Raw genomic sequence first — 25,465 nt, 5'->3', positions numbered from 1 at the left:
TCGATAATGAACCATTCCTTTCGATTATGCCGGCTTCAGCCGGTTTGATTTCCCTTCTAGTCTACCCTATTGCCGCAGATCAAAACAGGGAAAATCATACTGTTTTCGTATCGGCGGGCGCTGGCGAAGAGACCTCAGTTCCAGGAGACGCGAACTTGTCGGTAATAATTGCAAGCGCGCCATCACCCGTAACGTTTGTAGCCGTGCCGAAGCTGTCCTGCGCCATGTAGAGGGCGATCATGAGCGCAATCATCGGCTCTGTAAAGCCGAGCATCGAGGACAGCAGGCCAAGCGCCGCCATGACTGCTCCTCCCGGCACTCCGGGTGCCGCGATCATCGTCACACCAAGTACAGCGATAAATTGCATCATCGGCCCGATTGAAACCGGCAGCCCATTCATGAGCATGACCCCGATCGCACAGGTTGTCAGCGTGATGGTGCTTCCCGACAGATGGATATTGGCAAATAGCGGTACCGTGAAATCGACAACTTTGTCGGAAGCACCGGTTTTGCGGGCCTGCCGGACGGTAACGGGAATGGTCGCGGCAGACGATTGAGTGCCGAGAGCCGTGAAGTACGCCGGAGCCATTGTTTTCAGCAATCTGAACGGATTGCGGTGTGTCAGCGCGCCTGCGGCCGTATACTGGATCAGCAGCATAATCAGATGCATGGCAATGATCAGCACGAACACCATCGCAAATACCGAAAGGACGCTGGCCACCTGCCCGGCATACGTCATATTAAGGAAGACGCCGAAAATGTGGAACGGCAGCAGCGGGATGATGACACTGCTGATGGTCTTTTCGATCAGCTGCTGGAATTCGTCAAAAACGGACAGCAACGTTTTGCTTCCGATTGCCGCCATCCCGATGCCCATCAGGAAAGCGAAGATCAGGGAAGTGAGCACGCCCATGATCGGCTCGATTTCCAGCTCGAAAAATGCAGAGGCCAATGCCTCAGATGGATCGCCGATATTGTCGGCCGCCGGACTGCCGATCAGTCCCGGCAGCAGGTTGGATGCCACGAAAAATGCCAGAACCCCTGCAACAATTGTAGAAAGATACGCCAGGCCCGTCGAAAGTCCGAGCAGTTTGGCAGAACCTTTTCCAAGTTTGGCGATGCCGGGTGCGATGAATCCGATGATGATCAGCGGAACGACAAAACTCAGGAACCCGCCAAACAGCATATTGAATGTCGCTCCGAGTTCGACGAACCAGAGTCCATACTTTTCCGGGATCGTGTTGAGGATCGAGCCGATGCCGACAGCCAGCGCAATAGCGATGACGATCCGGCCCAGCAGACCGATTTTCTTCATGATGAATGTACCCCCTAAAAAGACACTTGTTTTTCTGATGTGACCACTTTACCACACTCCCCCATCCAATAGAAGGCTTGGCCACTTATTCAGAATACATTTACTTGTGAACGGTTACAACAGGAAATGACAGGCAGGCAGTGAAAAAGCCGCCGTGCCGGGATTCTTTTTCAGAGTCCCGGCACGGCGGCTTGATTGTTTCGCTATTTTATCTGTATTATTCCCCGTCAACAGGAACGACCGAGCCGCCCCATTCTTCGATGATGAAGTCCTGAATTTCCTCAGAGCGGAGCACTTCAACAAGTGCCTTGATTTCCTGTTTGTCTTCGTCACCGCTGCGGACAGCGATCACGTTGACATAAGGGGAATCGGAGTCTTCGAGAGCGATGGCATCTTCAAGCGGATTGAGTCCCGCATCAATCGCATAGTTGGAGTTGATGAGAAGCGCATCACCTTCTTCCTGGTTGTAGAGCTGAGGCAGGAAGGACGCCTCATAGTCCGCATCAAATTCAAGGTTTTTCGGGTTTTCCACGATGTCCTTGACTTCTGCTGCTGTTTTGTCGACTCCTTCATCAAGCTTGATGAGGCCCTGGCTTTCCAGCATGGAAAGGATCCGGCCGTGGTCGGCAACCGAGTTGCTCATTAGGATCGTCGCGCCGTCCGGCAGGTCCTCCAGGGAATCATACTTTTTCGAATAGATGCCGATCGGCTCGATATGGATGCCGCCGGCATTCACGAAGTCATAGCCATGGTCGGCCATCTGGGTTTCAAGATAAGGGATGTGCTGGAAGTAGTTCGCATCGATTTCTCCGGATTCCAGGTCCTCGTTCGGAAGGACATAGTCCTGATAAGTTTCGATCTTCAGTTCGATGCCTTTCTCTTCAAGAAGCGGCTTGGCCTCTTCCAGGATCAGGGCATGCGGTACGTTGGATGCACCGACAACGAGTTCTTTTGGCTCCCCGCTGCTTTCCCCGCCTTCGGATGTGCCGGAAGAGGTGTCGTCTCCGCCTGCGCCACATGCGGCCAGAGCAAGTGTGCCAGTTGCCAGAAATAGTCCTGCTGCAAATTTTTTCATTATGATTTCCCCCTTGGGTTTTGTAATTTTATTTGAGTGCTCAAATTCTTTTAGCGTTTGTCCGTCCTCTTGACCAGGATGTCACCAATCCACTGGATGGCAAAGACGATGATCAGGATCAGGATGGTGGCGACCATCGTCACGTCGGTGCGGCTTCTTTGGAAGCCGTCCAGGTAAGCCAGGTTACCGAGACCCCCCGCCCCGATTATGCCGGCCATTGCCGTATAGCCGACGAGCGCAATTGCCGTCACGGTGATGCCTGAGATCAGCGCCGGCATCGATTCCGGGAGCAGCACTTTCCGGATGATCGTCCATGTGGTCGCCCCCATCGAACGGGCCGCCTCGATGACGCCCTTATCGATTTCCGCAAGCGCAATCTGGACCATCCGTCCGTAAAACGGCGCAGAGCCGATGATCAGGGCCGGCAGTGCCGCATTCGGCCCTCGGATCGAGCCGAGCAGGAACTTCGTGAGCGGGATCAGCAGAATGATCAGAATGATGAATGGAATTGACCTGAAAATGTTGACGAATGCCGCTGTGATCAGGTTTGAAATCCGATTCTGATAAATGCCTTTCGGCCCCGTAAGGAAAAGAAGGATACCGAGCACAAGCCCGATCAGGAAGGTGAATACTGTGGCGACTGCCGTCATGTAAAGTGTCTCAAGTGTCGCCTCCCACATTTTCTCCCAGTCGACGTTGGGAAACAGTTGTTCAATCACGTTCGATCACCTCTGTTTCCACGCCTTCAGAATGAAGGAACTCCACTGCTTGTGCAACCGCCGCCTCATCGCCCATGAGATTCAGGATGATGGAGCCGAATGTACCGCCGTGCGTCTGCGAGACATTGGCCTGCAGAATGTTGACGTCAATATCGAATGACCGGATCAGCCGGGCAAGTACCGGTTCTCCCGTCCGTTCTCCGACGAAACCGAGGCGGATCAGAGTGCCGTCCGGATTCTCGCTGACAAGCTGCCCGATGGCCTGTTTGACATCCGGCGATTCGGTCACCTGGGACACGAACCGCTTTGTGATCGGTTGCTGTGGCGAGCGGAACACCTGGAGCACGTCCCCCATCTCCACGACCCGTCCCGCTTCCATGACGGCGACACGGTGACAGATTTTCCGGATGACGTGCATCTCGTGTGTGATGAGCACGATTGTCAGGTTCAGCCTTTTGTTGATATCGGTCAGAAGATCCAGGATCGAGTCGGTTGTTTCCGGGTCCAGTGCCGATGTGGCTTCGTCACACAGCAGGACATCCGGTTCATTGGCAAGCGCCCGTGCGATTCCGACACGCTGCTTCTGTCCGCCGGAAAGCTCCGACGGATAAGCATCCTCACGCCCCTCAAGCCCGACAAGCCGGATCAGTTCCCGCACCCTCGGTTCCCGATCCGCCTTTTTCACGCCTGCAATCTCAAGCGGGAAAGCAATATTCTCCGCCACTGTGCGTGACCAGAGCAGGTTGAAGTGCTGGAAGATCATGCTGACTTTCTGGCGTGCCTTCCTGAGGTCCGCTCCGGAAACCTTCGACATTTCCATACCGTTGACCGTCACGCGGCCGCCGGTTGGCTTTTCAAGGCCGTTCAGCATGCGGATCAGTGTGCTTTTTCCTGCACCGCTGTATCCGATGATGCCGAATATCTCGCCCTCCCGGATCTCCAGATCGACCGCATCGACGGCAGTAAGAGTCCCATTGGAAAGGCGGAACTGCTTGGTTATTTGTTCTAGCTTAATCATTTGGTCACCTCTGCATTAAAAAGACCCATCTGCTTACAGGCAGACAGGTCGCGCAACCGATCCGTCTCCGACCGGTGCATTTCCTCTCATCTGCCAAAGCGCTTGCGCTTTGAGTGATTTGGCACCATTTCACGTTTCCGTGACGGTTGCCGGGCTTCATCGGGCACGTCCCTCCGCCTCTCTCAATAAGAGTGTTCCGTATTCGTTTAGATCATCCGTTTGTCGGATGACTGATGGATGAAACTATAACACAGCTGATCGTTTTGCGTCAACTTAATTTCTCATACAGGTACGGGACCGACCGGAATGCGTAGATTTTTTCGACCGGCTGCCCCTCTTTTGAAATCAGGAGGCATGGAACGCTCTCCACCCCGTACCTGGCGGCCACCTCCTCGTGATAATTGAGGTCTGCCTTGCCAAGTTTTACATCGGGAAGAAGTTGTTCCACGACATCCATCATCTTCGAGGCCACCTGACATGTCCCGCAAAGGGGTGTATACAGATAAAAGGCGGCAACGGCCGGATTCTTTGATGCTTCTTCAAATTGATGCAGATTCCATTCTTCCACCATGCTCATCCTTTACAGCAGAAATTCTGTCTTAATCTCGATGTTTGCCGAAAGCAGTTCTTCCGCCAGTACCCGGAGTGGCGTGGTCGCCACCTCCCGGTAGACCCGGTCCGTATAGAGATGACGTGCTTCCGGGTACTCCCGCCTGAGAAGCGCACGCAGTTTCTCACCGGAACGGTCCGCATCGAAAAATGCGAATATGTCCGCTCCTTCATACGGTTCAAGAAGTTCTTCAATCCTTGTCGGGCTTGCCGTCCCGTTTGTGCAGATGATATCCACCGGTTCATCCAAAAGCGGGGCGATCCGTTTCCTGTCAGAGTTGCCTTCGACGACGATCACTTTATCGGTCATCCTGATCCCTCCGCGAGCACACCATTTGATATCGGGCCGCATCCGGAACAGGCGCCGTTTCCGGTCGCGGTCCTTTATATTAGAAGATGCAAAAAACGCCGGAAGATGCCGGCGTTTCCTGCATGCAGGTCAGCCCTGCGTCATTTGATCGTATTGTTCGGCGGACATGAGTTTGTCGATCTCCGAAGAGTCGGAAGGTTCAACAACGACCATCCATGCCTTTTCATAAGGAGATTCGTTGACGAACTCAGGGCTGTCCTCGAGATCTTCGTTCACTTCAACTACTGTGCCGCTGATCGGTGCGTAAAGCTCGGAAACCGTCTTGACGGATTCAACGCTGCCGAAAGGCTCGTCCGCCTTGATTTCATCGCCGACTTCAGGAAGCTCGACAAATACGATGTCACCGAGTTCCGCCTGTGCGAAATGTGTGATGCCGATGCGCGCCTTGCCGTCTTCCGTCTTTACCCATTCGTGTTCTTCGGAGTAGCGAAGTTCTGTTGGTGTGCTCATTCTGACCCCTCCAGGAAGTTTAAAATATCTACCCATCTCAGTTTGCCATACGGCGGCAGGAAACTCAATAGTCGCTTAATTCCATGCAGCTTCAAAGTCCGCTTCACGGAAACCGACTGTCGCCTTTTCACCATCATAGACGATCGGACGTTTGAGAAGCATCCCGTCTGAAGCGAGAAGACGGACCTTCTCATCTTCCGCCATTTCCGGAAGCCGGTCCTTGAGCCCGCCTTCGCGATAGACTTTACCGCTTGTGTTGAAAAATTTCTTCAGTTCGAGTCCGCTGGCCGATATGATTTCCCGGAGCTGTTCCTCCGAAGGGGGAGCCTCCTTGATATCGACTTCCTCATAGGCCACTCCGTGATCATCCAGCCACTTTTTCGCCTTTCGGCAGGTGGTGCACTTCGGATACCCATAATAGGTGATTGCCATTCCCTTGCCTCCCTGCATCTTCTCTTGAAGTCAGTATAACAAAAAGAATGCCCGTTCTGCTCAAGAAGCAGTCCGGGCTATAGTACTGTCCGTATCAGACTGTGTATTTCAGGGCTTCGTTCAGCTTGTCTGCCGCTTCGCGCTTCAGAGGAATCAGGTTCTTCGGCGTGTAGCGGGTGAGTTTGCGGAGAGCAGACAGCATCATGCGCTGGTTGTCTCCCTCGACAGACGCGACGAGCACTTCTTTCGCTTCCTGTTCGATGCGCTGCATCGCTTCCTGGCAGAAGATTTCCGTATAGAGAACCTTCTGGCGAGACTTCTCCTCTCCAGCGCGGCGGATCGCCTTTTCAGAGCGGAGCAAAGCGGATTCCATCGCGAAGATGTCATTGGCGATGTTGGCGATGTTGACAAGGACTTCCTGCTCGTCTTCAAGCTTCGTGCCGAATCGCTGTGCTGCCATGCCCGCAGTGAGAAGGCCGATTTTCTTGGCGTTCTTCACCAGGATTTTCTCCTGCGCAAGTGCTTCATCGCCCGGTTCTTCCGGCATCATCATGAGCAGCTCTTCCTGAAGCGACTGGGCCTTCTGGAGAAGCGGAAGCTCCCCTTTCAGGGCTTTCTTAAGGAACGTACCGGGTACGAGAAGGCGGTTGATCTCGTTCGTACCCTCGAAGATGCGGTTGATGCGGGAGTCCCTGTACGCGCGCTCGACTTCATACTCCTGCATGTAGCCGTATCCGCCGTGCAGCTGGACCGCTTCGTCGACGACATGATCAAGTGTCTCTGAACCGACGACTTTGTTGATGGAGCATTCGATGGCATATTCCGCGATCGCCTGGGCGATCTTGCGGCCGTCTTTCTGGTCTTCCTCGCTCATCTGGCCCATGCGGTCATCAAAGTAGCCGACCGTGCGATAGATCAGACTTTCCGTCGCATACAGCTCGGATGCAAGCGTTGCAATTTTTTCCTTTGTCAGGTTGAAGGAAGCGATGCTGCGCTTGAACTGCTGGCGCTCATTCGTGTATTTGATCGCCAGTTCAAGTGCCCGCTTGGAACCGCCGACACCGCCCACACCAAGTTTGTAGCGTCCGATGTTCAGGATGTTGAATGCGATCGCATGGCCGCGTCCCTTTTCACCGAGAAGGTTTTCGACCGGCACTTCCGCATCCTGGAGGATAAGAGTACGTGTCGAAGAAGACTTGATCCCCATCTTCTTTTCTTCGGCACCGACGGAAACGCCCGGATAATCCTTCTCGACGATGAATGCCGTGAAATGTTCACCGTCAATCTTGGCATAAACGACAAAGACATCTGCAAAGCCGGAGTTTGTGATCCACTGTTTTTCACCGTTGAGGATATAGTGTGTGCCCGCCTCATTGAGTTTCGCAGTTGTACGCGCGCCGAGCGCGTCCGAACCGGAGCCCGGCTCAGTGAGTGCATAAGCGAAGATTTTTTCTGCCGTAACCGAAGCTGGCAGGTATTTCTGCTTCTGCTCTTCGTTGCCGAAGAGGACAATCGGAAGCGTGCCGATGCCGACGTGGGCCCCGTGTGTAATGGAGAACCCGCCGGCGACGGACATCTTTTCGGTGATGAGCGCAGACGAGATTTTATCAAGTCCGAAGCCGTCGTATTCCTCCGGAATGTCCGCTCCGAGAAGGCCGAGTTCCCCAGCGGATTTCAGAAGCCGCACGGAGTTTTCGAACTCATGGTTTTCCAGTTTGTCGATGACCGGGATGACTTCGTTCTTGACATACTCCTCCGTCGTCTTTGCGATCATCTTATGCTCTTCCGTGAAATCCTCCGGCGTGAACACCTGGTCCGCATCGATGTCCTCGATGAGGAATGCCCCGCCTTTGACGAGTGCCTTGTCTTGCGTTTCAGCCATATTCGTTTCCTCCCTGTTCTTTTTTCGTTTTGTTATCAATCAGGTTGCTGATCATATTTCCGGTGGCCAGCTCCAGGCAGTACGGGCCCGGGTCACAAGCCGTCCCGCTCCATGAGGCAGGCCTCACTGCGCAGGTCGTCTTATGCCTGTCGCCCATGACCAACCGCTCTCCGCTTTTACGCTATCCGGCTGCGGGCGGCAGGCCCTCGGGGTCATAAGTGGCAACACTCCGCGGATCAGGATCCGCTGCGCATGTCCCCTTATGCCTGGCGGGCCTGGGCAGCCACCCTTCGCACTTACTTACAACATTTCGAATACGCCGGCGGCTCCCATTCCTCCGCCGATGCACATGGTGACGACGCCGAACTGTTCGTTGCGGCGCTTGAGCTCGTTCATGAGCTTCAGCGTCAGGATTGTGCCTGTCGCGCCAAGCGGGTGACCGAGCGCGATGGCGCCGCCGTTGACGTTGACTTTGTCTTCATCGAGGCCAAGATGGCGGATGACCTGGATCGATTGTGAGGCGAAAGCTTCATTAAGCTCCCACAGGTTGATGTCTTCGACCGACAGGCCGGAAAGCTTCAGCGCTTTCGGTACGGCCTCGATCGGGCCGATGCCCATCACTTCCGGCGGAACACCGCCGACTGCGAACGAGCGGAACTTGGCGATCGGCTTCAGCCCTTCCGCCTCCGCCTTTTCACGGTCCATGATCAGGACCGTACCCGCTCCGTCCGATGTCTGGGAAGCGTTCCCCGCAGTGACCGTCCCTTTCACGTTGAACGCCGGACGCAGCTTCGCGAGGGTTTCCATGTTGGTGCCTTCGCGTACGCCTTCATCCATATCGAAGGTGAAGGTTCCTTCCTTCAGCTTGCCATCCGGTCCGACCGTGCGGCGGATCACTTCGACCGGCACGATCTCATCCTTGAATTTGCCTTCCCGGATGGCGGCGGCGGCACGCTCATGGGAGCGGACCGCGAATGCATCCTGGTCCTCACGGCTCACTCCGTATTTCATTGCGACCTGCTCCGCCGTATGGCCCATGCCCATGTAATATTCAGGCGCGGTTTCCGCAAGGGTTGCGTTCGGGCGGATCGTGTTGCCCATCATCGGCACCATGCTCATCGATTCGGTACCGCCCGCGAGTATGGTATCCGCATGGCCGAGCATGATTTGTTGCGCACCGGTTGCGATTGTCTGGAGACCGGACGAGCAGAACCGGTTGACCGTCACTGCCGGCACTGTATCCGGCAGTCCGGCAAGTCCGCCGATCAGGCGGGCGACGTTCATGCCCTGTTCCGCTTCCGGCATGGCGCACCCGACGATGAAGTCATCGATCGGTCCGTCGTAGCCCCCGGCTCGCCTGAGCGTCTCTTTCACCGTAAGAGCGGCAAAGTCGTCCGGGCGGACCGTTGCAAGGGATCCTTTCTTTGCTTTTCCGACCGGCGTCCTCGCGCCGGCCACAATCACTGCTTCACGCATGGTTCATCCTCCTCTGTCTGCCTTCCGCTCAGTTGCGGAGCGGCTTGCCTTTCACGAGCATGTGCTGCATCCGCTGCTGCGATATCGGTTCCGCCACAAGCTGCAGGAACGCTTCCCGCTCAAGGTCGAGCATGTACTGTTCATCAACTTCCGTACCGTACGGCACTTTGCCGCCGGACAGCACGTAAGCCAGTTTCTTTGCAATCTTCAAGTCGTGGTCGCTGATGTATCCGGAAAGGTGCATGCCTTCCGCACCGACAATCATCGCAGCATAGCCCGGTTCGCCCGAAACAGGGACGGTCCGCTTGGAAGGCGCCGTGTAACCCGCTTCGTAAAGTGCAATCGCTGCCTGCTTCGCATCATAGATCTGATGATCACGGTTGGCACTGACGCCATCCGTCTTGCCGAGGAAATTGTTCTCGCGCGCTTCCGCTCCGGATGTCGAAACTTTCGCCATGGCAATCGTCTCGAACACTTTCGCCGCGATGTCGACGTAGTCCGCCTTGACTCCGTTCGGCATCCCTTCAAGATGCTTACGGTATAGGCTGATGTTGCCGCCCCCGCCCGGAATCAGGCCGACACCGGTTTCAACGAGCCCGATGTACGTTTCCATCGTCGCCTGGATATGTGCGGCAGGCAGCGTGATCTCCGCGCCGCCGCCAAGTGTCATGCCGTGCGGTGCGACGACGACCGGCTTTTTCGAATAGCGGACCTTCATCATGGCATCCTGGAAGGACTTGATCATGAAGTCCAGTTCGAAGATGTTATCGTCCTGTGCTTCCATGAGGATCATGCCGAGATTCGCCCCAACCGAGAAGTTCTTGCCCTGGTTGGCGATGACGAGTCCCTTGTATCCATCGTTGTTTTCTATTTCCTCCAGAGAGTCGAGGAGCATTTTGATGACGTCAGGACCAAGTGAATTCGCCTGGGAGGTGAACTCGAGCAGTGCAATGCCATCACCCAGATCAATCAGGCTGGCTCCGGCATTTTTCCTGATGACACCATTGCCGGCTTTCCACTTTCTCAGGTCGATCTCTTTGTCATTGATCTGTACGGAGGAGTAGCCGTCACCGTCGAAGTACGTCAGAACTCCTTCTTCATCCTGATAGAAAGAGGTGTTTCCTGAATCCAGCATCTTCTGGACAAATGCAGGTATGTCCCGGCCTTCCTCCTTCATCCGGCCGACCGACTTCCCGACACCGATGGAATCCCAAATCTCAAACGGACCCTGTTTCCAGCCGAAGCCCCATTTCATCGCGTTATCAATTGAAACGATATCGTCCGCAATCTCCCCGACCTTCTCCGCGGAATACAGGAGTGTAGGAGCCAGGATGTTCCAGAGGATTTCCCCGGCACGGTCTTTCGCGTAAACGAGCGTCTTCAGCCTGGCCTCACCTTTTTGCTGCTTTGCCATTTCAATAGAAGCCGCTTTCAATTTCTTCTGAGGCGAGTACTCGAGGGTGGCAGGATCGATTTCCCTGATCTCCTTGCCTTCCTTCAGATAAAAGCCCTGCTTCGATTTGGCGCCCAACCATCCGTTTTCGACCATCTTCACGAGGAAGTCCGGTGTGCGGAACACTTCCTTCTCCTCGCCTTCCGTCTGGTCAAATACGTTTTTCGCGACATGGACGAATGTGTCCAGGCCGACGACATCGAGCGTCCGGAAAGTGGCAGACTTCGGACGGCCGATCAGCGTCCCGGTGACGGAATCGACTTCTCCGACCGAGTAGCCGCGCCCGATCATCTCACGCAGTGTGATCAGAAGCCCGTATGTCCCGATCCGGTTGCCGATGAAATTCGGCGTGTCCTTTGCGATGACAACCCCCTTGCCGAGCCGGTCTTCTCCGAATCGGACGATGAAGTCCAACACTTCAGGCGCAGTCTCTTTCGTCGGGATGACTTCGAGCAACTTCAGATAGCGCGGCGGGTTAAAGAAGTGGGTGCCGAGAAAATGTTTGCGGAAGCCTTCCGAACGCCCTTCCGCCATCGCTTCGATGCTGATGCCCGATGTGTTCGAGGATACAATCGCATGCTCCGATCGGACCCCTTCAATTTTGTCGTAAAGCGCTTTCTTGATCTCCAAGTTTTCAACGACCACTTCAATGATCCAGTCAACGTCCTTCAGCTTTCCGAGATCATCTTCGAGGTTACCTGTCGAGATGCGTGAAAGGCTTTCCGTTGACGCAAGCGGCGCCGGCTTCTGCTTTTTCATGTTTTTGAGGGCCTGGTCTGTCAGCCTGTTGCGGACTTTGCTGTCTTCAAGCGTAAGACCTTTTGCTTCCTCTTCAGCTGTCAGCTTATTCGGCACAATGTCCAGCAAAAGAACCGGAATGCCGATGTTCGCAAGATGTGCCGCGATACCGGAGCCCATAACTCCGGAGCCGATGACAGCGGCCTTATTGATTTGGTGAGCCACGTGATTGCCTCCTTCTACTTTGAATGAATGCTCATTCATTTCATTGCCAAAAAAATAGGCAATTGCTTTATTCATAGTTTAGAATATTTCACCACAATGTGCAACATGGCCAATCGAAAAAAATGAATTTCCGCTCATCTTTTTAAATCATCAGGGCATCCTACCTTTAAATCATGTATAAGAGGAGGACCTGACATGGGCATCTTCTCCAAGCCGGCCATCAAAACCGGGAACCAATCCAAGCCGAATCCCGAGTTGTTCAAGACTGATACCGTCACTGTGCGGAACATAGGAGATCTTGCGCAGATCATGGAGCTCAGCAAGCTCTGCGCTAAAATGTATGGAGCGGCTGCTGCCTCGACAAAACTTCCCGATCTGAAGAAAGAATTCGAGAGTATCCAAAAGGATCATCTGAAGCAGGCAAGTGACATCCTTGAATTCCTGAAGAAAGAGAGGGACCAGGCACAATGAGCGAAAAAGAAGCCGGCAAAGAAGCGGAACAGAACACGGAACAGGAAGCCGATAAGAAAAACGGGCAGGAATCCGGAGACTCCTCCAATAATCAGCAGGATAATCAGCAAAATAATCAGCAGGACCAAAATGACGGTTCCCTTAATGATAAAGAAATGGCCATCCTACTGCTCAGAATGGAGGAACAGCTATGCCATCTCTATCAGGAAGCGGACAACGAAACGTATAGCAGCAAACTTGAATCCCTTCTTTCCAGTTTCCTGCAAAACTCCAACAGTAACCGCCGGAACCTGCGCGATCTGATCACCCGCCACGGTTGGATGAAACCGGAAGCCGCCAAACGGCAGGACTACGAGACCGTCATCAAGAAATTTGAAGGCTCTGCCCCGCCGGTCGTCTGAAACAAGTGGCTATCCCTTTCCCCGCCGGAAAGTGTACACTATCCGTATGGGAGGGATAGAGATGAAAAAAATTACGACAGCTGAACAATTCAACGAAATCATCAACAACCCGGAACAGTCACTGATCAAGTTCGACGCAAGCTGGTGTCCGGACTGCCGGCGGATGGACATGTTCATCGGGCCGATCGAGGAAAAGTACAATCAGTTCACATGGTATGAAGTGGATCGGGATGCCCTTCCGGAAATCGCGGACAAGCACGAAGTGATGGGCATTCCGAGCCTTCTTGTCTTCAAGGAAGGCGAGAAAAAAGCCCATCTTCACAGCGCAAATGCCAAGACACCGGATCAGGTGACCACATTCCTCGACAGCTACAATGCTTGATTTTTAAGGAAGGCGACCGCCTTCCTTTTTTGTATGCCCTTTTCTTGCGGTATAATCAGTGCAAACGTTATACGGAGGGAGACCGGCATGAGTCTGATTGAGTCATTCAGGGGAAAGTCGCAATATGATCCGGATATCGACCCGGCACAGCAGAATTCCGCCTGCGGGCCGGTAACCGCATATACGATGATCGGGCATCTTCTTGGTGCCTGTCCATTGACCGTTTCGGACCTTTACCGGTCATTCGGCGGCACACCTCTCGGACTGTCCGTCAGGAAGTTTATCAGAGGTGCTTCCCATATGCTCGGGACAGGATGGGCCGTAAGGAAATGTACGCTCGACGGATTGAAAGAAGAAATTCTCGCAGGGCGTCCGGTGGCGGCAAAGTTTGATAAGTGGTTTTCTTTTCGCTGGTTCGGCAAATATACCTTTGCATACCACTGGGTGCCTGTCGTCGGATACAGCGAGGAAAGCGGGGATATCATCCTCATCATCCATGATAACGGCGGCCGCGGTCGTCCCAGCCGGATCCGCCGGGTGCCCTATTCCCGGAACCGGCCGATTTTGACCTTTGTCCGGATGACACCTGTCCGCTGAGTATACGAAAAACCGCCGCAGAACGCTGCGGCGGTTTTCATCATAATGAAGACTCAGCCAAATGGCCATTCTTCCTGTTCCCCGGATACCGGGAACAGATTCAGGAGCCGCTTGGCAGCGGTCGGGTAACCTTCCGCTTCCAGTGCCTGAGCGGTATCTGAACCATATTCCGGAACTTCCAGTTCGTCCAGGTCTGCGTCAAACACCACGTGGCAGTCGATCTCTGCCAGTTCACGGGACAGGTGGAGCATATCCAGCTGTTCGGTGATTTTTTTTCGGACGGCGGGCTTCAAGTCATCGAGATGCTGAAGTACACCTTCTACGGAACCGTATTCCAGTATCAGTCCTGTGGCCGTCTTCGGTCCTATGCCTTTTACACCGGGATATCCGTCACTGGAGTCGCCCATGAACGCTTTCAGGTCGACGAACTGCCCGGGTTCGAATCCGTATTCCTCACGGAAGCGCTCGTCTGTATACATATCGAATACCGTGTGCCCTTTTTTCATGAAGGCAATCTGCACCCCGGACGCGAGCAGTTGGAGCAGGTCCCGGTCACCGGAGACGACCATGATGTCCGCCTCGTCTTTCCAGCGGGTGGTCAGCGACCCGATCAGGTCATCCGCTTCCACGCCGTTCATGCCGAAACTTTTCCAGCCGAGCAGATAGGCGGACTCCCGCCCCATATCAAACTGTGGCTTCATCTCTTCCGGTGGTTCCGGCCTGTTCGCCTTATAGCCTTCATACAGATCATTCCGGAAGGTATAGGCCCCCATGTCCCAGCAGACGGCGATATGGGTCGGCCGGAATATCGACTGAGCAGACAGTGCGTGGCCAAGAAACCCCTGGACGGCGTTTGTCGGTGTCCCCTCCGCATTCCTCATGAATCGTCCGTGCACGGACGTTGCAAAAAAGGCACGGAACAGTACCGCCATGCCGTCGATCAAAAGCAGTTTCGGCCGCTCCGTTTCCTTACAGCTTTCCGTCCCCATTTTCTCCATCGTATTCATGCGATCACCTTTTCCTCATTGCGTTCCTTCCATCATACCGCAGGAGCCGTCCGCTGTGTCGGAATGAAGGCCGGATTTTCTGGCTTCCTCATCAAGCAGCCGCTCGACTTTGGCGATGTCCAAACTGAATATCCGATCTTTTGTTAATATCGGAATGGTTTTGGAGAGGCTGTCCCACTTACTCCGGAGGGCAGGAGACATCTTCTCCTCCCCGCGTATGGCGCAAGCCTGAAACGCGCAAAATGCTTCGACGGCCAGTACCCGCCTCACGTTACCGACGATCCTGGCTGCATGCCTCGCAGCTATTGTTCCCATACTGACATGGTCCTCCTGATTGGCCGAAGACGGTATGGAATCGACAGAAGCCGGGTGGGCCAATGTCTTGTTCTCTGAAACGATACTTGCCGCAGCGTACTGCAGGATCATGGCACCCGACTGCAGTCCGGGTTCCGGGCTGAGAAACGGCGGCAAGCCCATATTCAACTGAGGATTGACGAGCCGTTCGGTCCGTCTCTCCGAAATATTGGCAAGCTCAGACATGCCGATCTTCAGAAAATCCAGTGCAAATGCCACCGGCTGCCCATGGAAATTCCCGCCCGAGATGACGGTCTCTCCTTCGTCAAAAATAAGCGGATTGTCGGTCGCAGCGTTAAATTCGATTTCAAGCTTTTCCCTGACGTAGCCCAAAACCTGCCAGGTCGCTCCGTGCACTTGCGGGATGCAACGGATCGAATAGGCATCCTGGACCCGCTGCTCCCCCTGGCGTGTTGTCAGCCGGCTTCCGTCAAGCCAATTTCTCATCCGTTCTGCCACCGCCGATTGTTCCGGATAACCTCTTGCCGCATGGACGGCCGGATGGAAAGCATCCGTGATCCCCGTGAGCGCCTCTATGGTCATCCCCGCAATCCATTCTGATTGCAGGGCAAGCTGTTCGGCTTCCAGAAAAGCAAGTGCCCCGCAGGCTGTCATCGCCTGGGTTCCGTTAATGAGAGCAAGCCCTTCCTTCGCACGGAGGCGGACTGGCCGGATGCCCAACCGCTCCCATGCCTGCCCTGCAGGCATTGCGATCCCCTCCAGTACGGCTTCCCCTTCCCCGATCAGCACAAGTGCGAGATGAGCAAGCGGAGCCAGATCGCCTGATGCGCCAAGCGAGCCCTGGCTCGGAATAATCGGCGTGATTCCAAGGTTCACCATATCACGCAGCCGCTCGAGCACAACAGTCCTGATGCCGGAGTGCCCTTTCAGAAGTGCATTCAGGCGGAGAACAGCCATCGCCCGGGACACTTCCTCGGGAAACGGCTCCCCGAGTCCGCACGCGTGGGACCGGATAAGATGAAGTTGGAGTGCCTCCGTATCCTCTGCGTTTATCTTGACATCACTGAATTTGCCAAATCCAGTATTGATGCCATAGGCGGTCCGTCCATCTGCGATGAGGCGCTCAACGGCATCCCTGCTGCGACTTACTTTTTTCATCGCTTCAGAGCAAAGAGTCACCTGCTCCCTGCCGACGACAATCTGCTTAAGTTGCCTGAGGGTCAGCCCGCTCCCGGTCAGTGTAATCATCGCCTCAACCCCTTCTTCTTTTATCTTATCGAAAAATGATAACGCTTTCTCCGATCACCGACAATTTCCTGCCCAATTAATAAGCCAGCCGTTTACCCGACGAAAGGAAGCCGGCGTTTCAATGTGCCCATTTGGGGTATTGGAAATTGATGATTAAAGAAACGGAACGATTTTGCCGGAAGCAGGCAATCATTCTGCATCCCGGTTTTATCCGGTGTCCGGAAGTGCAAAATGACGATATGGATGCGGCTGGCCAATGTCAGGCAAGCCGCATCCTTGACAGTGACCGGAATTTTGCGTTAAGGTCGGTCACTGTGTGCACGTTCCCGAAAATCGAACATATTGGAGGGATTATATGAAGAAAGTTTCCAGTGTTTTTTGGATCGCAGTTGCTCTTGTGATCCTCGCAGTTGGATACGGTACATTTGCTCCGGATAGTTTCGAGCAGGTAACCAGTTCCATGACTGCATTTATCACATCCTCATTCGGGTGGTATTATCTTCTGATCGTGACAGTGATTGTCATCTTCTGCCTCGCCATGATCGTCAGTCCGCTGGGCAAGATGCGGCTGGGCAAGCCAGAAGATCGCCCGGAATTTTCAACAATCAGCTGGTTTGCCATGCTTTTCTCTGCCGGCATGGGAATCGGCCTTGTTTTCTGGGGAGCAGCAGAACCGCTATCCCACTTTGCCATCGATCCCGCCACGGAAGAACCGGGGACACGCGAAGCTTTTATTGAATCGATGCGCTACACCTTCTTCCATTGGGGAATCCACGCATGGGCGGTCTACGGCGTGGTCGCGCTGGCACTGGCCTATTTCCAGTTCCGCCGCGGCTATCCCGGCCTGATTTCTTCCACGCTGCGACCCATTTTCGGTGAAGAGAGAATGAATGGTCCACTCGGGAAACTGATCGATGTCCTGGCGGTGTTCGCTACTGTTTTCGGCGTAGCCACGACGCTCGGCTTTGGAGCCATCCAGATAAACGGAGGCCTGTCTTATCTGTGGGGCATTCCGGTAAGTCTCGGTGTACAGACGATCATCATTATCGTCGTCACCATCCTGTTTTCCATTTCCGCCTGGTCAGGACTCAGCAAAGGCATCAAAATCCTGTCCAATACGAACATGGTTCTGGCAGTGATTCTCCTGATCCTTGTTCTCACGGTCGGTCCGACACTGCTGATCATGAACACGTTTACCGATACGATCGGGTCATATCTTCAGAACCTGCCAAGAATGAGCTTCCGCTCCGCTCCGCTTAATTCGGATGCACGTGAATGGATTGACGGATGGACCATCTTCTATTGGGCATGGTGGATTTCCTGGTCGCCGTTTGTCGGCATCTTCATCGCCCGGGTATCCCGTGGCCGCACCATCAGGGAATTTCTTACGGGCGTACTGCTCCTCCCTGCCATTGTGAGCTTTTTCTGGTTCTCGGTGTTCGGTGTGACGGCAATGGATGTCCAGAGCTCAGGCACAGACCTGACAGGCCTTCTCACGGAAGAAACGCTGTTCGGGGTATTTGAACAGCTGCCGATGTTCTGGATCCTGTCCATAGTTGCCATCCTGCTGGTCGCCATCTTCTTTATCACTTCGGCCGACTCGGCCACATTCGTTCTGGGTATGCAGACGACCTACGGTTCGCTGACACCACCGAACGCAGTGAAGTTGACTTGGGGCGCCCTGCAGGCTACAATCGCGGTCATCCTGCTGTATGCAAATGGCCTGACTGCTTTGCAGAACTCGCTGATCATCGCGGCATTGCCGTTCTCAGTTATCATGATGCTCATGATGGTGTCCCTGATCAAGGCGATGCAGAGCGATCATAAGCGGCTCCTTAAATCAGAGGAATGGAAAAAACCTCGACCTTAAATCCGCCAACAGGTCCATCCCGATAATGGGATGGACCTGTTTTTGCTTGGATTGCCCGCTGGTATAAGCCATTAACGGGCTGCAAGCCGGACACCGTTTCAAAGAATCTTTTGAGGGTATGGGACAACAAGAGGGGCAACCGGGCAAAAGGAGGTTTTTTTTGCCGTTTCTTAAGAATCTAGACAAGTATGAGGAACTCGACTTGCCAATGAGCAAGTATGCAATTTTCTTTAACAAAAACTGTCGGATCATCTCCCTGGCCAATGAAATTCTCACTGGCCTTCTGTTTATTATCGGGAGCATCTGTTTCTTTTTTAAAAGTGCAATGGATGCCGGAACCGTTCTTTTCCTGATCGGCAGCGTCCTTCTGCTGATCAAGCCCGTCCTGAAGATGCTGCACGCCGTCTCGATCGGAAAACAGACATCATCGTCTACGGATGAATCATAAGCCCGCACCACCTCAATAGGCCATTTTGACCGACATGCACATCAACTCCACAACCGAATCATCCGGCTCCTTACTTTCAAAGGAGCCGGATTTTCCTGTGCACCGGCGAAAGACCCTTGCTCACCTTTCCGGCGCCCGGTCCATTACCCGGTTCCTGCATAGAATACGGAAGATTGCCGGAAGGAGTGAAATCATGGTTAACAGACCCGGAGGAGGAGACATGTGGGAGTCTCCGATGGATTGGCTGCCGTGGGATGATGGAGGACGCGGCGGACCGGGGTTCCCGGGGATGCCTGGGTTCCCGGGTCAGCCAGGAAGACCAGGCAGACCTGGACAACCAGGCAGGCCGGGACAACCCGGACCGCCCGGACAGCCTCCTATCATGCCGCACGCAGTGGACCCTGGTGCTATCCGCAGATGCCTCAACCGCGTGACCCAGGTACGCCTCACTAATGGCCAGCGTTTCTGGTTCTATCCGACCTTTGTCGGCCGGCGCTCGGTTGCCGGTTACCGGTGGAGATCACGGCAGGGCCGCTGGGAGTATTTCGGCATCGACCTGGACGAAATCCGTTCATTCTCCTGCCGCTGAGCGGATCAGGCATGCATGAAAAAGCCCCCTCAACAGATGAGGGGGCTTGAATCGTTATGATGTCACCATAATTATGGAGACGGCGGGATTCGAACCCGCGTCCAGAGACTCCAATACTCCGGCTTCTACGCGTGTATCTGATCTATTGAAGTTCGCGCGGCATTTTGCCGGTCAGCAGGCGTCCTGCGCGCTATCCTGTAAATCTCTTACGTCAGCCTCAGGCGGCAGACAGACGTCGTATCCCACTGATAAGTGAGTCCCGCGATGCCACATGGGCGATGGAACCGAAGGACCGTTTCAGCAGCTTACGCTGCGAAAGCGAGGTTGTTGTTAGTTTTGCCAGTTGTTGTTAAATGTCGTTGATACGGAGCCGACCCTCCGACGCGCAACCGGAGCTCAGACCATCCCTGTCGAATCCAAAACGTCCCCGTTTGGGAAGATTGGAAATCCTGAATAGGATTACTGAAGCTCGTTACACTGGCAATCTGTAACCTTATTATAGGATATTTCGGGCCCGCTTGCAAGCGGAGGGCACTCAGTACTGCTTGTCCGCTTGCAGGCGGAGCGCATTCAATATTGCTGTTTTGCCTTGAATGCCCGCTCCATTTCGCGCTTGTGTTCTTTTTTCTTCAGGTCTTCCCGCTTGTCGTACTTCTTCTTGCCCTTCGCAACACCGATCAGGACTTTTGCATAGCCGTTCTTGACATACATTTTTAGCGGGATGATCGAGAATCCCTCTTCCTTCGTCTTGCCGATCAGCTGGCTGATCTGCTTTTTGTGAAGGAGCAGCTTTCTCGCCCGCAGCGGATCATGGTTATAGCGGTTCCCCTGTTCATAGGGGCTGATATGCATGTTCGAGATCCAAGCCTCATTGTTCCGGATCCGGATAAAGGCATCCCTCAGCTGGACCTTGCCGTTCCGGACGGACTTGATCTCGGTCCCTTGCAGGACAATCCCCGCTTCAAGAGTATCCTCGATAAAATAATCATGCCCGGCTTTTTTGTTTTGTGCCAGGACACGATTGTCATTTCCTTTTGCCATCGGTTTCCCCCCTCTATAACGGACAACGGGACGGCAGGATGCCGTCCGGTGTCATGGTTTATTCATTTCGGCTGGTGTTATTTCTGCCGGTTGCCGCCGCGCGGTGCGTTTCCGCGGCCGCCTCTGTTACCGCCACCGCCGCCGGAACGGTTCCTGCCTCCGGAACCGCCCTGGCCGGATGGTCTGCCTGAGCCAGAACCGCCGCTACGGTTTCCGCGACCGCCACCGCTTCCACCTCGACCGCCGCCATTACGGCCTCCGCCCCGGTTTCCTCCGGAGTCGCGTCCGCCACGTCCGCCTTCACCGCGGCCTTTGCCTCCGCCTCGCGTGTCACCCTTTGTCCGGATGACTTTAGGAGAGTCTTTGCGCGTCCGGCGGACCGGTGCGTTCGTGCTGTCCATATCCGCCAGTTCAAAGTCGATTGCCGACTCTTCAGGCTTGACCGAAATAACGCGGACTTTCACCTTATCCCCGATCCGGAACTGCTTGGCAGTATGCTCACCGACCATCATCAGATTACGGTCATCGAACCAGTAATAGTCGTCAGTCATATAAGAGACGTGGACAAGTCCTTCAATCGTATTTTCCAGTTCAACAAACAGGCCAAAGTTCGTGACGGAGGAAATAATGCCCTCGAACTCTTCGCCGACCTTGTCCACCATGAACTGGGCCTTCTTGAGCGCTTCCGTGTCCCGCTCGGCATCGACCGCCCGCCGCTCCATGTCGGAAGAGTGCTCCGCGATTTCAGGGATTTCACCTTTCCACTTTGCGACGGTAGCCGGCGAAGTATCTGCTTCGATGAGGTATGTCCGGATCAGCCGGTGAACGAGAAGGTCGGGATACCGACGGATCGGCGAAGTGAAGTGCGTGTAGAACTCGCTGGAAAGTCCGAAGTGGCCGAGGCTCAGCTCAGAATACCTTGCCTGCTGCATCGAACGCAGGAGCATTGTCGAGACGACCGGCTCTTCCGGCTCTCCGGAGATCGATTCAAGAATTTCCTGGAGTGCCCTCGGATGCACTTTGTTCGACGTTCCGCGCACGAGCAAGCCGAAGTTCGTGATGAACTCGAAGAACCGCTCCAGCTTCTCGGATTTCGGATCTTCGTGGATCCTGTAGATGAACGGAACTCGAAGCCAGTGGAAATGTTCCGCAACCGTCTCGTTCGCGACAAGCATGAACTCTTCGATCAGCTTCTCCGCTACCGTACGTTCCCGTACGACAACGTCCGTCGGCCAGCCTTCTTCGTCGACAATGATCTTCGATTCCTTGAAATCAAAGTCGATTGCTCCGCGGTCGAACCGACGCTGGCGCAGGATGGCTGCGAGTTCAGCCATATGTTCAAACATCGGTACAAGCGGCTCGTAGCGCGCCCGGAGCTCCTCGTCCTTTTCTTCGATGATCTTATAGACATCGTGATAGGTCATCCGCTCCACAGTCCGGATCACGCTCTGGAAGATCTCGTGGGACACGACCTTGCCCTTGCTGTCGATGATCATCTCACAGCTGAGTGTAAGGCGGTCGACATGCGGGTTCAGCGAGCAGATACCGTTCGATAGGCGGTGAGGGATCATCGGGATCACCCTGTCCGTCAGATACACACTCGTCCCGCGTTCACGGGCCTCCTCGTCAATCGCAGAGTTCTCCGTCACGTAATAGCTGACATCAGCGATGTGGACACCGAGCTTATAGGTGCCATCGCTGTTTTTGGTGACTGTGACGGCATCGTCAAGGTCCTTCGCTTCTGCGCCGTCAATCGTGACGATCTGTTCGCCACGGAGGTCCCGCCGCTTGAACAGGTCCTGCTCGCGGATCTCATCCGGCACTCGGTTTGCATGTTCGATGACTTCGTCCGGGAAGTCGATCTCAATGCCATATTTATAGATGATCGAGAGAATGTCGACGCCCGGGTCGTTTTTGTGTCCGAGCACCTGCACCACGATACCTTCAGCGGATTTCCGCTCGCTCGGCCATTCGGTGATTTCCACGACCACCTTGTGACCATCGACCGCACCAAGCGTGTTTTCCTTGGATACAAACACGTCCATCGGCAGCTTCTTGTCATCCGCGATGACGAAGCCGAAGCCGCGGTGCGCCTGGAATGTCCCGACGACTTTTGTGTTTTTCCGCTCTGCGATGCGGATGACGGATCCTTCCTGCCGGTCTCCGCCGGATTCTTTAAGAATCTTGACCAGCACCGTATCTCCGTTCATCGCAGTATTCGTCTCATTCGGCGGGATGAAAATATCATCCATGCCCTCTTCTTCCGGTACGACAAAGCCGAATCCTTTGGCATGTCCGATAAACCGGCCACGGATGATGTCCATCCGCTCCGGCACCCCGTAGCGGTCCGAACGTGATCGGATCACGTCGCCCTTTTCTTCAAGTTCCACTAGGACCTTTACGAGTTCCTTGAATTCCCCTGCATCCGTCAGTTCCAGCTCTTCCTGGATTTCCTGTACGGTCAATGGTTTGTAGCTGTCATCCCGCATGAACGAAAGTAACCGGTCACGCAATTCTTTTAAATAGTCTTCCACAATATCCCTCCTGCGATGGCCTGTCTTCAACTTGCGATTTTATTTGCTCCAGTCCAGTGACTCCAGAAATTCAAGGATATCCCGGTGGAGCTCCTCTTTTTCCGGCCCGAGCGTGATGACATGGCCCGACTCCGGATATTTCTTGATCTTCTTTTCCGGAGATCCGACGGTTTCGTAGATGATGTCGGCGGATTTCGGATCAATCACCCTGTCCTGCTCGGCCTGGACGACGAAGACCGGCGCATACACCTCTTCGACGTGATCCCGGACGTCATGGACAAAGTCCCTCAATGCCGGAAGCGAAGCCATTCCCTGCTCACGGATCTGTTCCACTTCCTCTTCGATCCGGTCCGGTTCTTTTCCTTCATATTTCTTGAATTCCGCCGCGTATTGCAGCACGCCCTCAAACATGATGTCCGTTGTTTTCATGACCATGGGCGCGCACATGGATACAAGCCCTTTTACGGGATAGTTATACCCTAATTTGAGGGTGAACACACCTCCAAGGGACAATCCGGCAACGGCGATTTCTTCGTAGCCTTCTTCTTTCAGTTGCTCGTAAGCAGCCTCGACATCAGCCCACCAGTCGGACGGTCCGGTTTTCAGCAGTTCCTCGGGCTCAACTCCATGTCCGGAGTAGTGCGGCGCCATACAAGTGTAATTATGCTTTTCGAGAAATCGCCCGAGCATCCGGACATCCGCAGAGCTTCCACGGAACCCATGCAGCAGCAGCACCGCCCGCGGCCCGTGTTTAAAGAAGAATGGCTTTGGAGGGGTGAGTTTCACTTTTTTCATGATGATTTCGCCTCCTATGTAAAAACGCCCAACCGCGCATGCGGCCGGGCGGGTGGTTTAAATTCAGAACTTCGTGACGGCAATTGCAAGCACGAAGAAAAGGACCGACAGAATAATCGTCACGCGATGAAAGACGAGGTCAAGACCGCGCGCCTTCTGTTTGCCGAACAATTGCTCCGCTCCACCGGAGATGGCTCCGGAAAGACCTGCACTTTTCCCGGATTGCAACAGGACGACGACAATCAGCGAAATCGATACGATCAGCAGCAGCGTCATGAGCAGTGTATGCATTTTTCCACCTCCTGAAACATTCTCAACAATATCCATTCTATCAAAGCAGGACTGCCGCCACAACTATCTCGAAAAAACTTTCTGATAGATTGCTGATTGCGCACCAGAATCCCGACCGCCATGCGGCAAGTTCGCAGGCCATGTGGCAAGTCAGCGTCCCATGTTGCAAGTTCGTGCGCCATGTGGCAAGTCGGCGCCCCATGTTGCAAGTCCGCCCGCCATGTGTCAAGTTCGCAGGCCATGTGGCAAGTCAGCGTCCCATGTTGCAAGTTCGTGCGCCATGCGGCAAGTCCGTGCGCCATGTGGCAAGTTCGCGCTCCATGTTGCATGTCGTCAGTCTTTATTGCAATCCGCCACTACGATTTCCACCATCGACAAAAAAGGACCGGCATATGTGCCGGTCCTCACCATTACTTCTTCAGGTTGTAGAACGTCTTGATGCCCGGGTACTGGGCAGTTGCCGCCAGCTGATCTTCGATGCGGAGAAGCTGGTTGTACTTGGCGACACGGTCTGTGCGCGAAGGAGCGCCGGTCTTGATCTGTCCGGCATTGACTGCAACCGCGATGTCTGCGATCGTCACGTCTTCCGACTCGCCGGAGCGGTGGGAGATGACAGCCGTGTAACCTGCGCGCTTCGCCATTTCGATCGCGTCGAATGTTTCGGTGAGGGTGCCGATCTGGTTTACCTTGACGAGGATCGAGTTGCCGACACCTTCCTCGATGCCGCGCGCCAGCTTTTTCGTGTTGGTGACGAACAGGTCGTCGCCGACAAGCTGGACCTTGTCGCCGATGCGCTCGGTCAGCAAGCGGTGGCCTTCCCAGTCGTTTTCGTCGAGTCCATCCTCGATCGAGATGATCGGGTATTTATTGCACAGTTCTTCATACCAGGAAACCATTTCTTCTGATGTGCGGGTGATGCCTTCGCCCGAAAGGTTATACTTGCCGGATTCCTTGTCGTAGAACTCGGAAGATGCCACATCCATTGCAAGAACAAGGTCTTCACCCGGCTTGTAGCCGGCTTTCTCGATCGCTTCCATAATTGTCGAAAGCGCTTCTTCGTTGGAGCCGAGGTTCGGAGCGAAGCCGCCCTCGTCGCCTACTGCCGTGTTGAGTCCTTTTTCCTTCAGCACCGATTTGAGGGAGTGGAACACTTCCGCGCCCATGCGGAGTGCCTGGCGGAACGATTCCGCGCCGACCGGCATGACCATGAACTCCTGGATGTCGACGTTGTTGTCGGCGTGCTCTCCGCCGTTCAGGATGTTCATCATCGGAACCGGCAGCTGCTTGGCATTGACGCCGCCAAGGTACTGGTAAAGCGGCAGATCCAGGTAATCCGCGGCCGCGTGAGCGACTGCAATGGACACACCCAGGATGGCATTGGCGCCGAGCTTGCCCTTGTTTTCCGTCCCGTCGAGTTCGATGAGTGCCTGGTCGATCGATACCTGGTCAAGAACCGAATACATGCCCGAAAGTTCATCCGCGATGACGCCGTTGACGTTGTCGACGGCCTTCAGGACGCCCTTTCCGAGGTAGCGGGACTTGTCCCCGTCTCGCAGCTCGACCGCTTCGTATTCGCCGGTCGACGCGCCGGATGGCACGATTGCGCGGCCGTAGGCGCCGCTGTCTGTGAAGACCTCCACTTCCACTGTCGGGTTCCCGCGGGAATCGAGTACTTCACGTGCTTGGATCTGGCTGATGATTGGCATTTCATTGA

General features: G+C 54.5%; 25 protein-coding genes, 1 other RNA gene and 1 riboswitch. Of the genes, 7 read left to right on the top strand and 19 right to left on the bottom strand.

Features of this window, described 5'->3' with window-relative positions:
- Window positions 1-94: 94 nt before the first annotated feature.
- The 11 genes from DZC51_RS03145 to DZC51_RS03095 all read right to left on the bottom strand — a co-directional run bounded on the left by DZC51_RS03145 (window position 95) and on the right by DZC51_RS03095 (window position 11,762).
- The gene (locus DZC51_RS03145; protein ID WP_157293920.1) at window positions 95-1,315 is read right to left on the bottom strand and encodes a dicarboxylate/amino acid:cation symporter; all 1,221 of its coding nucleotides are present in this window, start codon (window positions 1,313-1,315) and stop codon (window positions 95-97) included.
- Between the two features lie 217 nt (window positions 1,316-1,532).
- Complete coding sequence (locus DZC51_RS03140) at window positions 1,533-2,390, bottom strand: MetQ/NlpA family ABC transporter substrate-binding protein (RefSeq protein WP_157293919.1); 858 nt, start codon at window positions 2,388-2,390, stop codon at window positions 1,533-1,535.
- A gap of 50 nt (window positions 2,391-2,440) precedes the next feature.
- Window positions 2,441-3,109: a methionine ABC transporter permease gene (locus DZC51_RS03135; protein WP_157293918.1), complete on the bottom strand. Its 669-nt coding sequence runs from the start codon at window positions 3,107-3,109 to the stop codon at window positions 2,441-2,443.
- Window positions 3,102-4,127 (bottom strand): methionine ABC transporter ATP-binding protein, encoded by a 1,026-nt coding sequence (locus DZC51_RS03130; protein WP_157293917.1) that lies wholly within the window; start codon window positions 4,125-4,127, stop codon window positions 3,102-3,104. Before DZC51_RS03130 ends, DZC51_RS03135 begins: the two co-directional genes overlap by 8 nt.
- Window positions 4,128-4,210: 83 nt before the next feature.
- A riboswitch (SAM riboswitch) is annotated at window positions 4,211-4,319 on the bottom strand.
- A gap of 76 nt (window positions 4,320-4,395) precedes the next feature.
- Window positions 4,396-4,695 (bottom strand): thioredoxin family protein, encoded by a 300-nt coding sequence (locus DZC51_RS03125; RefSeq protein WP_157293916.1) that lies wholly within the window; start codon window positions 4,693-4,695, stop codon window positions 4,396-4,398.
- A 12-nt stretch (window positions 4,696-4,707) separates the two neighbouring features.
- Window positions 4,708-5,046 (bottom strand): toprim domain-containing protein, encoded by a 339-nt coding sequence (locus DZC51_RS03120; protein WP_157293915.1) that lies wholly within the window; start codon window positions 5,044-5,046, stop codon window positions 4,708-4,710.
- A 129-nt stretch (window positions 5,047-5,175) separates the two neighbouring features.
- On the bottom strand, window positions 5,176-5,556 hold the full coding sequence (gene gcvH, locus DZC51_RS03115) for a glycine cleavage system protein GcvH (protein WP_063183712.1): 381 nt from the start codon (window positions 5,554-5,556) through the stop codon (window positions 5,176-5,178).
- 75 nt (window positions 5,557-5,631) lie between these two features.
- Window positions 5,632-5,988: an arsenate reductase family protein gene (locus DZC51_RS03110; RefSeq protein WP_157293914.1), complete on the bottom strand. Its 357-nt coding sequence runs from the start codon at window positions 5,986-5,988 to the stop codon at window positions 5,632-5,634.
- Window positions 5,989-6,082: 94 nt separating this feature from the next.
- The gene (locus tag DZC51_RS03105; RefSeq protein WP_157293913.1) at window positions 6,083-7,870 is read right to left on the bottom strand and encodes an acyl-CoA dehydrogenase family protein; all 1,788 of its coding nucleotides are present in this window, start codon (window positions 7,868-7,870) and stop codon (window positions 6,083-6,085) included.
- Between the two features lie 300 nt (window positions 7,871-8,170).
- Window positions 8,171-9,346 carry an acetyl-CoA C-acetyltransferase gene (locus DZC51_RS03100; protein ID WP_157293912.1) on the bottom strand — a complete coding sequence of 392 codons (1,176 nt, stop codon included), beginning with the start codon at window positions 9,344-9,346 and terminating at the stop codon, window positions 8,171-8,173.
- Window positions 9,347-9,374: 28 nt separating this feature from the next.
- Window positions 9,375-11,762, bottom strand: coding sequence for a 3-hydroxyacyl-CoA dehydrogenase/enoyl-CoA hydratase family protein (locus DZC51_RS03095; protein ID WP_157293911.1), 2,388 nt, complete (start codon window positions 11,760-11,762; stop codon window positions 9,375-9,377).
- Between the two features lie 195 nt (window positions 11,763-11,957).
- Here DZC51_RS03095 and DZC51_RS03090 point away from each other — a divergent pair, with 195 nt between their 5' ends.
- The 4 genes from DZC51_RS03090 (at window position 11,958) to DZC51_RS03075 (ending at window position 13,613) form a co-directional block, all read left to right on the top strand.
- A complete protein-coding gene (locus tag DZC51_RS03090) occupies window positions 11,958-12,233 on the top strand; it encodes a ferritin family protein (RefSeq protein ID WP_157293910.1) in 276 nt (91 codons plus the stop codon).
- The gene (locus DZC51_RS03085; RefSeq protein WP_157293909.1) at window positions 12,230-12,634 is read left to right on the top strand and encodes a hypothetical protein; all 405 of its coding nucleotides are present in this window, start codon (window positions 12,230-12,232) and stop codon (window positions 12,632-12,634) included. The genes DZC51_RS03090 and DZC51_RS03085 overlap by 4 nt, the downstream gene beginning before the upstream one ends.
- A gap of 61 nt (window positions 12,635-12,695) precedes the next feature.
- Window positions 12,696-13,016: a thioredoxin family protein gene (locus DZC51_RS03080; RefSeq protein WP_157293908.1), complete on the top strand. Its 321-nt coding sequence runs from the start codon at window positions 12,696-12,698 to the stop codon at window positions 13,014-13,016.
- An 87-nt stretch (window positions 13,017-13,103) separates the two neighbouring features.
- Window positions 13,104-13,613, top strand: a complete 510-nt coding sequence (locus DZC51_RS03075; RefSeq protein WP_157293907.1) for a C39 family peptidase — start codon at window positions 13,104-13,106, stop codon at window positions 13,611-13,613.
- 53 nt (window positions 13,614-13,666) lie between these two features.
- Here the strand turns inward: DZC51_RS03075 and DZC51_RS03070 are convergent, their stop codons facing one another.
- Entirely contained in the window at window positions 13,667-14,620 is a 954-nt protein-coding gene (locus DZC51_RS03070; RefSeq protein ID WP_157293906.1) for a 5'-3' exonuclease, read from the bottom strand.
- Window positions 14,621-14,635: 15 nt separating this feature from the next.
- Window positions 14,636-16,183, bottom strand: a complete 1,548-nt coding sequence (hutH, locus tag DZC51_RS03065; protein WP_157293905.1) for a histidine ammonia-lyase — start codon at window positions 16,181-16,183, stop codon at window positions 14,636-14,638.
- Window positions 16,184-16,538: 355 nt separating this feature from the next.
- Here hutH and DZC51_RS03060 point away from each other — a divergent pair, with 355 nt between their 5' ends.
- The 3 genes from DZC51_RS03060 to DZC51_RS16385 all read left to right on the top strand — a co-directional run bounded on the left by DZC51_RS03060 (window position 16,539) and on the right by DZC51_RS16385 (window position 19,090).
- Window positions 16,539-18,053 (top strand): glycine betaine uptake BCCT transporter, encoded by a 1,515-nt coding sequence (locus tag DZC51_RS03060; RefSeq protein ID WP_157293904.1) that lies wholly within the window; start codon window positions 16,539-16,541, stop codon window positions 18,051-18,053.
- 160 nt (window positions 18,054-18,213) lie between these two features.
- The gene (locus DZC51_RS03055) at window positions 18,214-18,501 is read left to right on the top strand and encodes a YrhK family protein (protein WP_157293903.1); all 288 of its coding nucleotides are present in this window, start codon (window positions 18,214-18,216) and stop codon (window positions 18,499-18,501) included.
- A gap of 382 nt (window positions 18,502-18,883) precedes the next feature.
- Window positions 18,884-19,090: a hypothetical protein gene (locus DZC51_RS16385; RefSeq protein WP_370513669.1), complete on the top strand. Its 207-nt coding sequence runs from the start codon at window positions 18,884-18,886 to the stop codon at window positions 19,088-19,090.
- Between the two features lie 71 nt (window positions 19,091-19,161).
- On the opposite strand, the gene ssrA is transcribed toward DZC51_RS16385, so the two are convergent.
- The 6 genes from ssrA to eno form a co-directional block, all read right to left on the bottom strand.
- Window positions 19,162-19,519: a transfer-messenger RNA gene (gene ssrA / locus DZC51_RS03045) on the bottom strand.
- Window positions 19,520-19,660: 141 nt separating this feature from the next.
- Entirely contained in the window at window positions 19,661-20,131 is a 471-nt protein-coding gene (gene smpB / locus DZC51_RS03040) for an SsrA-binding protein SmpB (protein ID WP_157293902.1), read from the bottom strand.
- Window positions 20,132-20,208: 77 nt separating this feature from the next.
- Window positions 20,209-22,665: a ribonuclease R gene (rnr, locus tag DZC51_RS03035; RefSeq protein WP_157293901.1), complete on the bottom strand. Its 2,457-nt coding sequence runs from the start codon at window positions 22,663-22,665 to the stop codon at window positions 20,209-20,211.
- A gap of 39 nt (window positions 22,666-22,704) precedes the next feature.
- Window positions 22,705-23,460 carry an alpha/beta hydrolase gene (locus tag DZC51_RS03030; RefSeq protein ID WP_304504508.1) on the bottom strand — a complete coding sequence of 252 codons (756 nt, stop codon included), beginning with the start codon at window positions 23,458-23,460 and terminating at the stop codon, window positions 22,705-22,707.
- A 63-nt stretch (window positions 23,461-23,523) separates the two neighbouring features.
- Window positions 23,524-23,751, bottom strand: coding sequence for a preprotein translocase subunit SecG (gene secG, locus DZC51_RS03025; protein ID WP_157293900.1), 228 nt, complete (start codon window positions 23,749-23,751; stop codon window positions 23,524-23,526).
- A gap of 410 nt (window positions 23,752-24,161) precedes the next feature.
- A complete protein-coding gene (eno, locus tag DZC51_RS03020; protein ID WP_157293899.1) occupies window positions 24,162-25,457 on the bottom strand; it encodes a phosphopyruvate hydratase in 1,296 nt (431 codons plus the stop codon).
- Window positions 25,458-25,465: the final 8 nt, after the last annotated feature.

Origin of the sequence: Bhargavaea sp. CC-171006, assembly GCF_009761675.1 — a bacterium.
Lineage (GTDB): Bacteria > Bacillota > Bacilli > Bacillales_A > Planococcaceae > Bhargavaea > Bhargavaea changchunensis.
This window is presented reverse-complemented; position numbering and strand designations above follow the sequence as displayed.